General features: G+C 65.9%; 14 protein-coding genes and 1 pseudogene. 8 read left to right on the top strand and 7 right to left on the bottom strand.

What is annotated here, in order from left to right; all coding sequences use genetic code 11:
• Nucleotides 1-8: 8 nt before the first annotated feature.
• A complete protein-coding gene (locus ACLQI9_RS05260; protein WP_442391234.1) occupies nucleotides 9-953 on the top strand; it encodes an NAD-dependent epimerase/dehydratase family protein in 945 nt (314 codons plus the stop codon).
• A 22-nt stretch (nucleotides 954-975) separates the two neighbouring features.
• Here ACLQI9_RS05260 and ACLQI9_RS05265 read toward each other — a convergent pair whose 3' ends face one another.
• Nucleotides 976-1,578 carry an RES family NAD+ phosphorylase gene (locus ACLQI9_RS05265; RefSeq protein ID WP_442391236.1) on the bottom strand — a complete coding sequence of 201 codons (603 nt, stop codon included), beginning with the start codon at nucleotides 1,576-1,578 and terminating at the stop codon, nucleotides 976-978.
• The gene (locus ACLQI9_RS05270; protein ID WP_442391238.1) at nucleotides 1,575-2,228 is read right to left on the bottom strand and encodes a hypothetical protein; all 654 of its coding nucleotides are present in this window, start codon (nucleotides 2,226-2,228) and stop codon (nucleotides 1,575-1,577) included. The genes ACLQI9_RS05265 and ACLQI9_RS05270 overlap by 4 nt, the downstream gene beginning before the upstream one ends.
• 166 nt (nucleotides 2,229-2,394) lie before the next feature.
• On the opposite strand from ACLQI9_RS05270, the gene ACLQI9_RS05275 reads away from it, so the two are divergent.
• Nucleotides 2,395-2,553, top strand: coding sequence for a hypothetical protein (locus ACLQI9_RS05275; RefSeq protein ID WP_442381333.1), 159 nt, complete (start codon nucleotides 2,395-2,397; stop codon nucleotides 2,551-2,553).
• A gap of 49 nt (nucleotides 2,554-2,602) precedes the next feature.
• On the top strand, nucleotides 2,603-3,691 hold the full coding sequence (locus tag ACLQI9_RS05280) for a YeiH family protein (RefSeq protein WP_442391256.1): 1,089 nt from the start codon (nucleotides 2,603-2,605) through the stop codon (nucleotides 3,689-3,691).
• Here ACLQI9_RS05280 and ACLQI9_RS05285 read toward each other — a convergent pair.
• The 3 genes from ACLQI9_RS05285 to ACLQI9_RS05295 are packed head-to-tail and all read right to left on the bottom strand — an operon-like array spanning nucleotide 3,688 to nucleotide 6,049.
• Complete coding sequence (locus tag ACLQI9_RS05285) at nucleotides 3,688-4,029, bottom strand: DUF2304 domain-containing protein (protein ID WP_442381335.1); 342 nt, start codon at nucleotides 4,027-4,029, stop codon at nucleotides 3,688-3,690. The two genes, ACLQI9_RS05280 and ACLQI9_RS05285, sit on opposite strands and share 4 nt — an antisense overlap.
• On the bottom strand, nucleotides 4,026-4,718 hold the full coding sequence (locus ACLQI9_RS05290) for a glycosyltransferase family 2 protein (protein ID WP_442381394.1): 693 nt from the start codon (nucleotides 4,716-4,718) through the stop codon (nucleotides 4,026-4,028). The genes ACLQI9_RS05285 and ACLQI9_RS05290 overlap by 4 nt, the downstream gene beginning before the upstream one ends.
• A 44-nt stretch (nucleotides 4,719-4,762) precedes the next feature.
• Nucleotides 4,763-6,049: a hypothetical protein gene (locus tag ACLQI9_RS05295; protein ID WP_442381396.1), complete on the bottom strand. Its 1,287-nt coding sequence runs from the start codon at nucleotides 6,047-6,049 to the stop codon at nucleotides 4,763-4,765.
• A 230-nt stretch (nucleotides 6,050-6,279) separates the two neighbouring features.
• Between ACLQI9_RS05295 and ACLQI9_RS05300 the strand changes: the two genes are divergently transcribed.
• The gene (locus ACLQI9_RS05300; RefSeq protein ID WP_442381336.1) at nucleotides 6,280-7,245 is read left to right on the top strand and encodes a TerC/Alx family metal homeostasis membrane protein; all 966 of its coding nucleotides are present in this window, start codon (nucleotides 6,280-6,282) and stop codon (nucleotides 7,243-7,245) included.
• Nucleotides 7,246-7,252: 7 nt separating this feature from the next.
• Here the strand turns inward: ACLQI9_RS05300 and ACLQI9_RS05305 are convergent, their stop codons facing one another.
• Both ACLQI9_RS05305 and ACLQI9_RS05310 read right to left on the bottom strand, forming a co-directional pair.
• Nucleotides 7,253-7,945, bottom strand: a complete 693-nt coding sequence (locus ACLQI9_RS05305) for a hypothetical protein (RefSeq protein WP_442381338.1) — start codon at nucleotides 7,943-7,945, stop codon at nucleotides 7,253-7,255.
• 158 nt (nucleotides 7,946-8,103) lie between these two features.
• Complete coding sequence (locus tag ACLQI9_RS05310) at nucleotides 8,104-8,592, bottom strand: inorganic diphosphatase (RefSeq protein ID WP_442381339.1); 489 nt, start codon at nucleotides 8,590-8,592, stop codon at nucleotides 8,104-8,106.
• A gap of 150 nt (nucleotides 8,593-8,742) precedes the next feature.
• Between ACLQI9_RS05310 and dacB the strand changes: the two genes are divergently transcribed.
• From dacB to hpt, 4 genes and pseudogenes are all read left to right on the top strand, one after another.
• Nucleotides 8,743-10,128 carry a D-alanyl-D-alanine carboxypeptidase/D-alanyl-D-alanine endopeptidase gene (gene dacB / locus ACLQI9_RS05315; protein WP_442391240.1) on the top strand — a complete coding sequence of 462 codons (1,386 nt, stop codon included), beginning with the start codon at nucleotides 8,743-8,745 and terminating at the stop codon, nucleotides 10,126-10,128.
• The gene (locus ACLQI9_RS05320) at nucleotides 10,125-11,183 is read left to right on the top strand and encodes a zinc-dependent metalloprotease (RefSeq protein ID WP_442381343.1); all 1,059 of its coding nucleotides are present in this window, start codon (nucleotides 10,125-10,127) and stop codon (nucleotides 11,181-11,183) included. Before dacB ends, ACLQI9_RS05320 begins: the two co-directional genes overlap by 4 nt.
• Nucleotides 11,162-12,121, top strand: a pseudogene (gene tilS, locus ACLQI9_RS05325) (tRNA lysidine(34) synthetase TilS); the annotation flags it as partial. The gene ACLQI9_RS05320 and the pseudogene tilS, both read left to right, overlap by 22 nt.
• A gap of 119 nt (nucleotides 12,122-12,240) precedes the next feature.
• Complete coding sequence (hpt, locus tag ACLQI9_RS05330; RefSeq protein WP_442381345.1) at nucleotides 12,241-12,843, top strand: hypoxanthine phosphoribosyltransferase; 603 nt, start codon at nucleotides 12,241-12,243, stop codon at nucleotides 12,841-12,843.
• Nucleotides 12,844-12,889 lie beyond the last annotated feature (46 nt).

Genomic DNA, 12,889 nt, shown 5'->3' on the forward strand with positions numbered 1-12,889 from the left:
GTGGGCCGGTGCGCGCACTGGTCACCGGGGCAGCCGGGTTCATCGGGTCGACGCTAGTCGACCGGTTGCTGAGCGACGGGCACCGCGTCGTGGGCCTGGATAACTTCGCGTCCGGGCGGGCCACCAACATCGAGCACTTGGCCGACACCCCTGCATTCGTCTTCTTCGAGGCCGACATCGTAACTGCCGATCTGGAGACGATCCTGGACGAGCACCGCCCGGAGGTGGTGTTTCACCTAGCCGCGCAGATCGACGTGCGGCACTCGGTGGCCGATCCGCAATTCGACGCGTCGGTCAATGTGGTCGGCACCGTGCGGCTCGCTGACGCAGCCCGGCGCGCCGGTGTGCGCAAGGTTGTGCACACCTCGTCGGGTGGATCGATCTACGGAACCCCGCCGTCGTATCCGACCGGTGAGGACGTGCCCACCGACCCGGCGTCGCCGTATGCGGCGGGCAAGGTTGCGGGGGAGATCTACCTCAACACGTTCCGGCATCTATACGGCCTGGAGTGCTCGCACATCGCGCCGGCCAATGTCTACGGCCCGCGTCAGGATCCGCACGGTGAGGCCGGGGTGGTGGCGATCTTCGCCCAGGCGCTGCTGTCCGGGAAGCCCACCAAGGTTTTTGGCGACGGCTCACACACCCGCGACTACGTGTTCGTCGACGACGTGGTGGAGGCGTTCGTCAGGGCCTCGGGTCCGGCCGGCGGCGGGCAGCGGTTCAACATCGGCACCGGTGCGGAAACCTCGGACCGCCAACTGCATTCAGCGGTGGCCGCTGCCGTCGGCGCACACGATGACCCGGAGTTTTTTCCACCGCGACTGGGCGACCTGGAACGGTCTTGCCTCGACATCGGTTTAGCCGAAAGGGTTTTGGGCTGGTGCCCGCAGGTGAAGCTGGATGACGGTGTCCGCCGCACAGTGGAGTACTTCCGGCGCACCCACGCCGACTAAAGTGCCAGCGTCGTTCTCGCCATCACCAAGGGGTCGCCATGGGATCGTCGAATAGGTCGTAGTTACCAGTAGTTTTCCACTGCTCCAACGCCTTATGCGGAGCGCCGAGCCACCGCACGGTTGAGACCACCTCGGCCGGAGAGCGTGCTCCGTCGGTAAGGTGGCCGGTCGGGATCTCTTCGGGCGTAAGCGGTTGGCTGAGAAACGGATTCAGCACTCGGACGCCAAACAAGACGAGGTTGTGCGTTCCGGGCAGTGCGGCCGATGGGACAATCATTGCCATTGCTCCGCTACCTCGGACGTGATCTGCCAACGCCCGCGTGGGGGCATAGTCGTCGCCGACGAGCTCATCGGGCGTCAGACCGTACCTGACACAATCGTCGAAGTCGACGCGTGTCACGTCATCGACGTCGATGAGCGCTGTCCACAAGTTCAAAATGACGTCGTCCGGATTACCGTTCGGTCCGACGTTGTGACGAAGCATCTCGGCGGCGGGGCCGAGCGGGTGAAGACTCAGGTACTGCACGATTTCGGTCCTGCCCCGATTAAAACGACCACCGCGTGAGCTGGGAAACGCCCACAACGGCGAGTCGTACGCGGCGTGACGAAATACCGTCAGTCTCATACCGTCATGGCACGAGCTGCAGTGGCGGCCCCTAACACTTGCGGGAAGCTGAGCGGATCGTCGAGCGCCTCAATCGGGCGTCGGCCGAGCAGTGGGTGCTCCCGATAGAACCAGGCGACTACTCCGGGACCCGTGAATGAGTGGCGTAGTTGGTTCACGAGTTGCCCAACCGCACGGATGCGCGCCGCATCATCTGCCGCCGGCTCGGGTCCGTCCTCACTGAGCCAGCGCTGAAGCTGGCGAACGGAAACCCCGAGCAGGTCGGCGAGAGTCTTCTGCGGGGCGGCGAGGATCTCGGCCGTCCGGGCAAGTACGTCGCGAACGGGCGCATCATCGTTGTACGGCTGATTTTCAGTAATGTCACCCAATGCGTGGCGAAACTGCTCCAACGCAATGCGAACGTCGCGCCGCCGGTCTGCATCGTTATCGCGGCGCAGCGCTTTTTCCGCGCTATACGCGGCAGCCCATAAAGTTGTTGTCAGATATGGGTCGGCATCGAGGCGCAAGGGCGTTTCGGCCCCAAGCGTCGGAGCGAAGCTGTCGATCAATTGGGAAACCGTGTCGGGAACTGTCCTAGACCGCTGTAACAACTTGGTCGCTTCATTAACGCGACCAAGGAGGGCATGAAGGTCAGCGGTTGTCGTAGCCATGTCATGATCATACGACAAACCTGCGCCAACGGCTTAGGCTGGTTCGCGTGCTTGCGCGGCTACCAGCGCGACCGCGCGGGCCAATAATCAAGCGGAGCCAATCTCTTGTCCGGTGCGCGGGTTGGCAGTCAGCATCTGCCAAGGAATCGGCGTTAAGGAGATTGCGGTGACCGAGGAAGATCGAGCCGATCACACAGCCGCCCAGGGTGCGCCAAACTGGGGCGAACGGCTGGGGCGGATCGGCGTTGATTGGTGGGCCACGATAGTGGCCGGCGTTGTGGTGCTGTTGGCCGTGGCCGGGCTGCTGCCCAAGATTCCGTGGTGACGCGGTGAGCACCCAACTCGTCGATACGACGGAGCCTTCCGAGGAGGCCATCTTCAGCAGCCGTAACCTGCTGGTGTACCTGCCGGGCGTCTTGCTGTTGATCGCAGTCGGGTTGCTCGGCAAATACGCGCAGGTAGGATGGAAATCCCTTGCCCGGCAAGAGCATTGGACAGTACCCGACATCGAATATGTGTTGTGGGCGATCGTGTTCGGTTTGCTCGTCACGAACACCGTCGGTCTGCATCGCGTCTTCCGGCCCGGAGTCCAGACTTACGAATTCTGGTTGAAGGTCGGGATTGTGGCCCTCGGAGTGCGTTTCGTACTTGGCGATATCGTCAGACTCGGCGGTATCTCGCTGGTCCAGATCCTGGTGGACATGGTTGTCGCCGGCGCGATCATTCTCGCGGCTGCGCACCTGTTCGGATTGTCGGGAAAGCTTGGTTCGCTGCTCGCCATCGGGACCTCGATCTGCGGTGTCTCGGCCATCGTGGCCGCCAAGGGAGCCATCCGCGCCCGCAACTCCGACGTCGGCTATGCGATCGCGGCGATCTTGGCGCTTGGGGCCGTCGCATTGTTCACATTGCCGCTACTTGGACACGGGATCGGGCTCACCGACCACGAATTCGGCTTGTGGGCCGGTCTGGCGGTCGACAACACCGCCGAGACCACCGCCACGGGCTACCTGTATTCCGAGCAAGCGGGAAAGATTGCGGTGCTGGTGAAGTCCACACGCAACGCTCTCATTGGTTTCGTGGTACTGGGTTTCGCTCTTTACTGGGCTTCGCGCGGTCAGGCAGACCACATCGCACCGGGGCTGCGGGCGCGGGCGTCGTTCATCTGGGAGAAATTCCCCAAGTTCATCCTGGGTTTCCTGGCGGTGTCGGCGATCGCGACAGCAGGCTGGTTGAGCAAGGGCCAAAGCGCCAACATCGCCAACGTGTCGAAGTGGGCATTTCTCTTGACCTTTGCCGGCGTCGGGTTGAACACCAACATTCGGGAACTGGTCCGCACGGGCTGGCGCCCCCTGCTGGTGGCGGTCGTCGGCCTCGTCGTCGTCGCGGCCGTTTCACTCGGGCTTGTACTGCTTACCTCACGGGTGTTCGGCTGGGTTATCGGGGCAGGTACTTCTGTTGCCTAAACCCCGTCGGGCACTTGCGCGCCTTCCAGCGCGACCGCGCGGGCCAATCGCGCATAACGCAGCTCCAGGTCTTTGAACCGCATGTAGGTGCTCAACGTGGTGAAGCTGAACGCGATGATCAGCGCGTAGAGCATCAGGTCGGTGCCGCGGTCCACCCCGACCCAGTGCGCCACCACCGTGGTGTCGTTGGGCCGCAGCACGGCGTACACACCGGCCAGCACGAACACCAGATAGCCGACTTTGACCCAGGCCTTCGACTGAGCGCTGCGACGAGACCTCAGCAGGTAAACCAGCAACGCGACGATCGACGTGATCAGCAGACCCTGAATCCAGTTCATCGCCGCATCCTTCCTCGCAGGAATCCGTCGAAAATGATGTTGACACCGTTGAGCAGTGGTTGGCCCTTGGATTGGGAGTATTCGGTGTAGAGCACCTCGACGGGTTCCTCGGCAACGCGCCAACGGTTCTCGGCGATCAGCATGATGAACTCGGTGGCGTGGCTCATCCCGATCATGGTGATGTCCAGCCCGTCGGCGACGGTCTTGTTGAACACCCGCAGTCCGTTATGGCTGTCGGTCAACCCCAGCCTGCGGCCGCGCGGGCTCAGCCTCGCGGCCGTCTGCAACACAACGCGTTTCAGCAGCGGCGGCCTGGAGACACCCTGGCCGAATCGCGTTCCGATGACGACGTCGACGTCGCCGGCGCCCAGCCGATCGATCATCGTGACGAGGTCCTTGACGCGGTGCTGACCGTCGCCGTCGAAGGTGGCGAAGACCTGCGCGCCGGGCTGGCGCCGGGCGTACTCGACGCCGGTCTGGATCGCCGCACCCTGGCCCAGGTTCACCGGGTGGCACACCAGATGGGCCCCGGCCCGCAGCGCGATGTCGCCGGTGTCGTCGCCGCTGCCGTCGTCCACGCACACGACGTGGGCGAAAACCGAGCGCAGATCGCCGATGACGTCGCCGATGACGCCGGCTTCGTTGAAGGCTGGGACGATGATCCAGACGTTGCGCGTTTCGCTGAGCATTTCGATGCCCACAAGTTACACGCCTGAGCACCCAACTCGGCTGATCAGCCGCCGGCGCGCGACAGCGCGGCCAGATGCACCCCGATACCCACCAGCGGACCGCACAACAACGCGACCACGGTGCGAGTCTCCAGCGGCAGCGGCAACAACAGCAGCAGCGTCGACGCCACCGTCGCCCCGACCCAGCCCAGCGCATAGGCGCGGTGCATCGCAGCCGCAACCGTGGCCGCCCCGGTGAGGGTCAGCATGGCGATCGCCACCGCGGCAGCAGTCAACCAGGCCAACAGCGCGCCGCCGGCGTAGTAGTCGGCGCCGAAGCCGACCCGCAGCAGCCAGGGCCCGACCAGCCCCGCCGCCAGCACGCCGAGCGCGCCGATCCCGGCGACCAGCGCCGCCGGTGCGATCAGCGCCCGCAGCCGTTCGGTCCGCTCGTCGACGAAGTGCGCGATCAGATTGCCCTGCAGCGCGGTCAGCGGCACCAGCAGCGGCGCGCGAGTCAAGGTGACCGCCAGGATGACCACCCCGCCGTCCGCGCCGAGCTGGTTGGAAGTCGCCTTCAGCAGCACCGGAAACCCCATCACCAAAATCGCGCTGGCACCGGCCGCGGTGATCGAATGAGCCGCCCCGCGCAGGAATGTCGCGGTGTTGCCCGGTGTCAGCAGCCGGGCCGCGGCCCTGGTCGTCGGCGAGGCCAGGATCATGATCAGCCAGGCCATCGCGCCCGCGACGGTGGCCCACAGGAACCCGACCAGGCCCCAGCCGATCACAAAAGTGGCCACCGCAACCGCCACTCGGATTACCGCGTCGGTGACCATCAGCGCCCCGTATTGTGTCCAGTGGTTGGCCCCGGCCAGCATGCCCAGCAACGTGGCGTGCAAGCAGAACCCGGCCAGCCCGACGCTGAGCAGGCCCACCGACAGCCAGGGGGCTTCGACGAAGACCCGGCTGCTCCACAACGGTGAGCTGCCAGCGATCACCAGAGCCGCGCCGACCCCGACCATGCTGGCCACCCGCAGCGGATGGGTGCGCCGGCCCGGCACCACTTCGGCTCGGCTTTCATAGCCCTCGGCGCGGACTTCTCGGGTGGTTTCCTGCAGCAGGCCGTTGGCGGACCCGGTGACCAGCCCGAACGCCCCCCAAAAGACCGCGAAGACCGAAAAGCCCGCCGGAGCCAGATCACGGGCCGCCAGGTAGACCACCGCGTAGCCGCACAGGGCGGTCAGCACGGTCGCCGTACCCACCCGGGCCACGTTGCCGCGCGCGATCGGGCTGGCGGAGGCTCCGATGTTAGGGGTCCCGCCGACGTCCGTCACCGTGACGCCACGTCGCAGACCTCGGGCATCACCACGGTTCGAAAATACTCAGTGAAATCGCGGTGCCGCCGTGGGCTGGGATGATTCCGTCCTGCAGACTGACGGCAGAGGGGAGTATTCCTCCGCCGCGGTGTCGTCATCACGTCGCCCACGATCGAGCGACCGTGCCGCGGGCCGTTGCGACTATGGTCGCGACGGCGGAAGAGACCTCGGGCGTTGCAGTGCACTTCAGCGACCGGAGGCCTCTCGTGTCCGTTTCCGTGCTCGAATGGGTCGTCATTGTGATCGTGACGATCGCGGTCCTGTTGTTCGACATCGCGATTGTCGCGCGCCGCCCCCGCGAACCATCGATGCGCGAATGCACGATCGCGTTGTCGGCGTATGTCGGACTCGCGCTGATCTTCGATATCTGGGTCTGGTTGTTTCACGGCCACCGGTTCGCGCTTGAATTCCTCGCCGGATGGATCACCGAGTACAGCCTGTCCATCGACAACCTTTTTCTGTTCATCATCATCATGACGGCCTTCAGAGTGCCCAAGGTGTATCAGCAGCAAGCCTTGCTCGTCGGAATCGTGATCGCGTTGGTATTCCGCGGGATCTTCATTGCCCTTGGCGCACTGGCGATTCAGCGGTTCTCGTGGGTTTTCTACATCTTCGGCGCGTTTCTGGTCTACGCCGCCGTCGGATTGGCTCGCGACCACCACGATTCCGACGCGGAGAATGCGGCCGTTCGATTCGTCCGCCGGCATGTGAATATCACCGACCAGTGGCGCGGTCTCAAGCTCTACGTCAAGGACGGCTCCGGCTGGCGGTTGACGCCGATGCTGCTCGTCATCCTGGCCCTCGGTAGTACCGACCTGATCTTCGCCCTCGATTCCATTCCCGCGATTTTCGGGATCACCCGCGAGCCCTACTTGGTGTTCGCCGCCAACGTATTCGCGTTGATGGGCCTGCGGCAGCTGTACTTCATGCTCGCGAATCTGTTGCAGCGGCTGGTATATCTCTCCAAAGGCCTTGGCGTCATCTTGATGTTCATCGGGATCAAGCTGATCCTGCAGGCCTTGCGGGAAAACAACCTGCCGTTCATCAACGGCGGCGAGCATGTCGACGTTCCTGAGGTCCCGACATTGCTCACCCTCGGGGTCATCCTGGTGACCCTCGCCGTCGCCGCCGCCGCGAGCCTCTACACCACCCGCGACACCACCCGCGGCTGAGCCTCGATTAGGCCTCGATGGCGCCTGCGATGCGTCGCTCGATGCTGGTCCGTGCGGAGGCTGGCAACACGATCAGCCCGTCGAGTTCCTTGCTTGCCCGTGCATAGGCGTTCTGCCGTTCCTGCGGGGAGGCGGCGTCGTCTTGGGCGAGCTGCAGCAGGTGCTGGGCCCGCGCCAGCCGCTGTTGGTCGTCTTCGGAGAAGTCGCTGCGGCGCCGGCGAATCGCTTCGGCCTCGGCGATCTCGAATGCACTGACGTACTCGTGCACGGCGTCGCGGTATTCCAGTTGCGCGGTCCGATCGCTGAGCAGGTTCTCGGGCTGTTCCGGGCGCAGCAGGTCGGCCTGCCGCTTCGCCTTGTGGAAGGCGATGGTGAGCGGATTCCTCATGTCGGTCATCAGGGGGAAGTCGAGCAGTTTGGCGATGTCGACCTCATAGTCCAGCCAGCGCGTGTCGGTTCGATCGTGCACGGTGAGGAGTTTGGCGATCTCGCGCCGGTAGCCCTCCGCGTTGTTCTGCCGTCGCCCGGTTGCTTCCGCGATCGCGATCTTGGCCTGCTGCTTGAGCCGGTACCGTTCGAGCCGTCGCTCGGCTCGCCGTTCGTTGGCCGCGGCGATTGCGCGCATGCTCCCGCCGATCGCGCCCCCCAGCGGGAAGACCAGCCACCAGAAATTCGCGGCGAAATGAAACAGCGGGCCCACATTGCCAGGATGCCACTTGCGGCGCTACCGGCTCGACCCCAGAGCGTCGTAGACCAGCGTCGTGTATTTCGCTGTGCGCGAAGAACCGAGGACGTCGCCCATGTTGTTTATGTCGCTGTGCCCGTGGACGACGTCGTTGTCGCGAGCGGTCGTCGGTGTCAGTGCCCGTCGGTCTTGAACCGCTCCTGTGAGCGCAGCACCTCCGCTTCGGCCTCGGCGCGACCTACCCAATCGGCGGTCTTGACGTACTTGCCCGGCTCCAGCGCCTTGTACTGCGAGAAGAAGTGTTTGATGACGTCCAGCTCGAACTCCGGGACGTCTCCGATGTCCTGGATGTGGTCCCACCTATGATCGCCGGCCGGCACGCACAGCACCTTGTCGTCGCCGCCGTGCTCGTCGGTCATCCGGAACATGGCCACGGGCCGCGCGGTCAGTCCCACGCCCGGGAACAGCGGCTCTGGAAGCAACAACAGGATGTCGAGCGGGTCGCCGTCCTCGCCCAGGGTGTCGTCGATGAAGCCGTAGTCGGTCGGGTAGACCATCGAGGTGTACAGGTAGCGATCCAAGCGCACCTTTCCTGTCTCGTGGTCCACCTCGTATTTGTTTCGCTGACCCTTGGGGATCTCGATGGTGACGTCGAATTCCACCGTCTCGGCTCCTTCGGCTGGGGTGGTCGCTGCCCGTCGGCATTGGTCGAGGGTCAACCCTAGTCCAGGGATCGGACGTGTAAGGCAGCTCCCACAGACGTCGGCCGGCAGATGGTTCGGCACAATAGGTGCAAAGGAGTCAGGAGAGTCATGCGTCCCACTCAGTGGCGGACGTCTACGCACCTGATCGTGGGAGTGGGCGTGCTGGCGATCGTTGCCGCCGTGGTGGCGGCGACGGCGTTGTTCAGCGCCAGCGGTCGTGGCGCCAGCGGCCCCCAGACCCCACCCCCGCCGCCGGCTGTCACCGCCAAGCCGAGCATCGTCGCGGTGGCGGCGACCGCGCCGGTGCCGACCAAATCCGGGCTGGCCGCGACGCTGGCGGCGGTAGTGGCCGATCCCAACCTCGGCAAACTGGGCGGTCGGGTCACCGACGCGATGACTGCCAAAGAACTCTGGCAGCAGCATGACGACGTGCAGATGCAGCCGGCGTCGACAAACAAAACGCTCACTACCGCCGCCGCGCTGTTGGCGCTGGACCGCGAGGCGCGGGTCACAACTCGAGTCGTGGCCGCCGACCGGCCCGGGACCGTCGTGCTGGTCGGGGGTGGCGACCCAACGCTTTCGGCGGCCCCGCCCGGCCAGGACACCTGGTATCACGGTGCGGCGCGCATCAGCGATCTCGCCGATCAGGTACGCCGCAGTGGCGTGACGCCGACGGCGGTGCAGGTGGACACCTCGCTGTTCAGTGGCCCGACCATGGCGCCCGGCTGGGATCCGGCCGACATCGAGGGCGGCGACATCGCGCCGATCGAATCGGTGATGCTCGACGCCGGACGTATCCAGCCGGCAACCGACGAGTCCCGCCGATCGGTGACCCCGGCGCTGGACGCCGGACACGCACTGGCCAGCGCGCTCGGTATTGACCCGCGGCAGGTGATTATCGCGAACCATGCAGCGCTTGTCGGGGCCCGGCAGCTGGCCGCTGTCCAGTCGGCGCCGCTGATCGAGCGACTAAACGAAATGATGAGCGTCTCCGACAACGTGATGGCCGAATGCATCGCCCGCGAGGTGGCGGCGTCCATGCAGCGGTCGCTGAGCTTCGCCGGCGCCGTCGACGCGGTGACCAACCGATTGAACACCGCGCATATCGATACCGGCAGCGCGACACTGCAGGACTCGAGCGGGTTGTCGGTCGATGACCGCCTCACCGCCAAGATCCTCGATGCCGTGGTGCAGGCGGCAGCCGGGCCCGATCAGCCCGCGCTGCGGCCGCTGTTGGACCTGTTGCCGATCGCCGGTGGCAGCGGCACGCTGTCCGACCGATTCGCCGATACGGCCCCCGGCGTCGGGCCGGCCGGGTGGTTGCGGGCTAAAACTGGCTCGCTGACGGCCATCAACGCGTTAGCTGGAGTGGTGACCGACCGCAGTGGACGGGTGCTGACCTTCGCGCTGATCTCCAACGACGCCGGCCCAACCGGCCGTACGGCGATCGACGCGCTGGCCGCCACCCTATGGTCGTGTGGATGCGCAACGTGACTACATCAGCGGAGTTGACCGTCGGGCGCACTGTCGACTGGGGATTCGCGGCGACGGTCGGCCAGTGGCTGGCCCGTCCCGGTCCGCCATCCACCGACTACACCCGTCGCCAGGTGATCGACAACCTGGCGAGCGCGGCCAAGGCGGCCGAACCTCCGGTGCGCGACATCACCGGTCTGCACACCAACGGCGTGGTTCCCGAGGCCCGCATTGTCGACCGGCCGGGATGGATCCGCGCGGCCGCCGAGTCGATGCGGGTGATGACCGGCGGCACCGACAAGCCGCGGGGCGTCGTCTCCGGACGCGTCACCGGCGCGCAGACCGGTGCCGTGCTGGCGTTCGTCGCATCGGGGATCCTCGGCCAGTACGACCCGTTCGCCGCTTCCCATGACGGCGGTGCCTTGCTGCTGGTGTATCCCAACGTCATTGCGGTCGAACGGCAATTGCGGGTGGAGCCTTCCGATTTCCGGTTGTGGGTGTGCCTGCACGAGGTCACCCATCGGGTGCAGTTCACCGCCAATCCGTGGCTGTCCGGCTACATGTCCAAAGCGCTGGGTGTGTTGACTCAGGAGGGCGGCGAAGACGTGGCCCAGATCGTCAGCAGGCTGGCCGACTTCGTCCGGGGCCGCGGCGAACCGTCGCCGGCCGATCCCGACGCACACTCGAGAGGCGTTCTGGGATTGCTGCGTGCCGTGCAGTCCGAGCCGCAGCGCGAGGCCCTGGATCAGCTGTTGGTGTTGGGCACATTGTTGGAGGGCCACGCCGATCACGTGATGGATGCCGTTGGGCCCGTCGTGGTGCCGTCGGTCGCGACCATCCGGAGCCGCTTCGACGAGCGCCGGCACCGCAAGCAGCCGCCGCTGCAACGGCTGCTGCGCGCATTGCTGGGCATCGAGGCCAAACTGAGCCAATACACCCGGGGCAAGGCGTTCGTGGACCACGTAGTGGGCCGGGTAGGGATGGAGCGGTTCAACACCGTCTGGACCGGTCCGGACACCCTGCCCCGGCCGATTGAGATCGAATACCCGCAACGATGGATCGACAGGGTGCTGTAGCCGACCTCAGCGCGGCTGTGGCGGCGTTCGCCAAGGAATACCTCGCCACCGCCGATCACTGGTGTGTGGCGCTTTCCGGGGGCCCGGACTCGTTGGCGCTCACCGCCGTTGCGGCCGGCCTGCTGCCGACCACAGCGCTGATCGTGGACCATGGTCTGCAAGGCGGCTCGGCAGCGATTGCCGCGACCGCGAAAAGCCAAGCCGAGGAATTGGGATGCGTTGACGCCCAAGTGCTTTGCGTGCAGGTAAGCGGAGACGGCGGTCCGGAGGCCGCCGCGCGCAATGCTCGCTACCACGCGCTGGAGGCCGCCCGTCGCGATCGTCCGGTGCTGCTGGCCCACACCCTCGACGATCAGGCCGAGACCGTGTTGCTCGGGCTGGGCCGTGGTTCGGGCGCCCGCTCGATCGCCGGAATGCGCCGCTACGACCCGCCCTGGTGCCGGCCGCTGCTGGGTATGCGGCGCGGCGTGACGCACGCCGCGTGCGCTGAGCTGGGGCTGGCCGCTTGGCATGACCCGCACAACACCGACCGCCGCTTCACCCGGACCCGGCTGCGCCATGAGGTGCTGCCGCTGATGGAAGAGGTGCTCGGCGGCGGTGTCGCGGAGGCGCTGGCTCGCACCGCGACCGCGCTGCGCGAGGACACCGAGCTGGTCGATGCCCTGATCGCGCAGGCGATGATGACTTCCGCGACCGCCGAGGGACTCGACACCCGGGCGTTGGCGGCGCTGCCCGACCCCGTGCGTCGCGGCGTCATCCGCAGCTGGCTGCTTGCCGGCGGCGCGATCGGGCTGACCGACAAGCAGATCCGCGGCGTGAACAGGCTGATCACCGCCTGGCGTGGCCAGGGCGGAGTGGCCGTCGGGTCCGCGCTGCGCAATCAGCGCCTGGTCGCCGGCCGCAGCGGCGGGCTTTTGACGTTGCGTCGGGAACCGATCAGCCCGGCGACGATGCAGTGGGGGCACCCCCAGCCGCGCAGCGGCGAGGGGGACGTGCAGCGCGAGGACGAGGAGCCGGGCCCTCAAACCTAAGCCGACCACCGTTGGTCGTCAGCCCGATGACATGGCACGCTGTGGTCGTGGCAGCGGAATCGCCGGAGCTGTACCCCGGGGACATCAAATCGGTGTTGCTGCGCGAGGAGCAGATCCAGACCCGCATCGCCGAGCTCGGGGCGCAGATCGGCGCGGACTATCGCGAACTGGCTGTGGCCGACGACCGAGACCTGCTGTTGATCACCGTGCTCAAAGGCGCGATCATGTTCGTCACCGACCTGGCGCGCGCGATCCCGCTGCCGACCCAGTTCGAGTTCATGGCGGTCAGCTCCTACGGATCGTCGACGTCGTCGTCGGGGGTGGTGCGCATCCTCAAAGACCTCGATCGCGATATCAACGACCGGGATGTGCTGATCGTCGAGGACGTGGTCGACTCCGGGCTGACGTTGTCGTGGTTGTTACGCAACCTGGCCACTCGGCATCCGCATTCACTGCGGGTCTGCACGCTGCTCCGCAAGCCAGATGCGCTGCGCGCCAACGCGGATATCGCTTATGTGGGTTTCGACATCCCCAACGAGTTCGTGGTGGGCTATGGCCTCGACTACGACGAGCGCTACCGCGACCTGCCTTACATCGGAACCCTGGACCCCAGGGTCTACCAAGACTGAGCGCTCGCCCGGCGACGATGCGGGCCGTCAACGGCCCGGGGAGAAG

This window comes from Mycobacterium sp. (assembly GCF_052143115.1).
In the GTDB taxonomy this organism is placed as follows: Bacteria; Actinomycetota; Actinomycetes; order Mycobacteriales; family Mycobacteriaceae; genus Mycobacterium.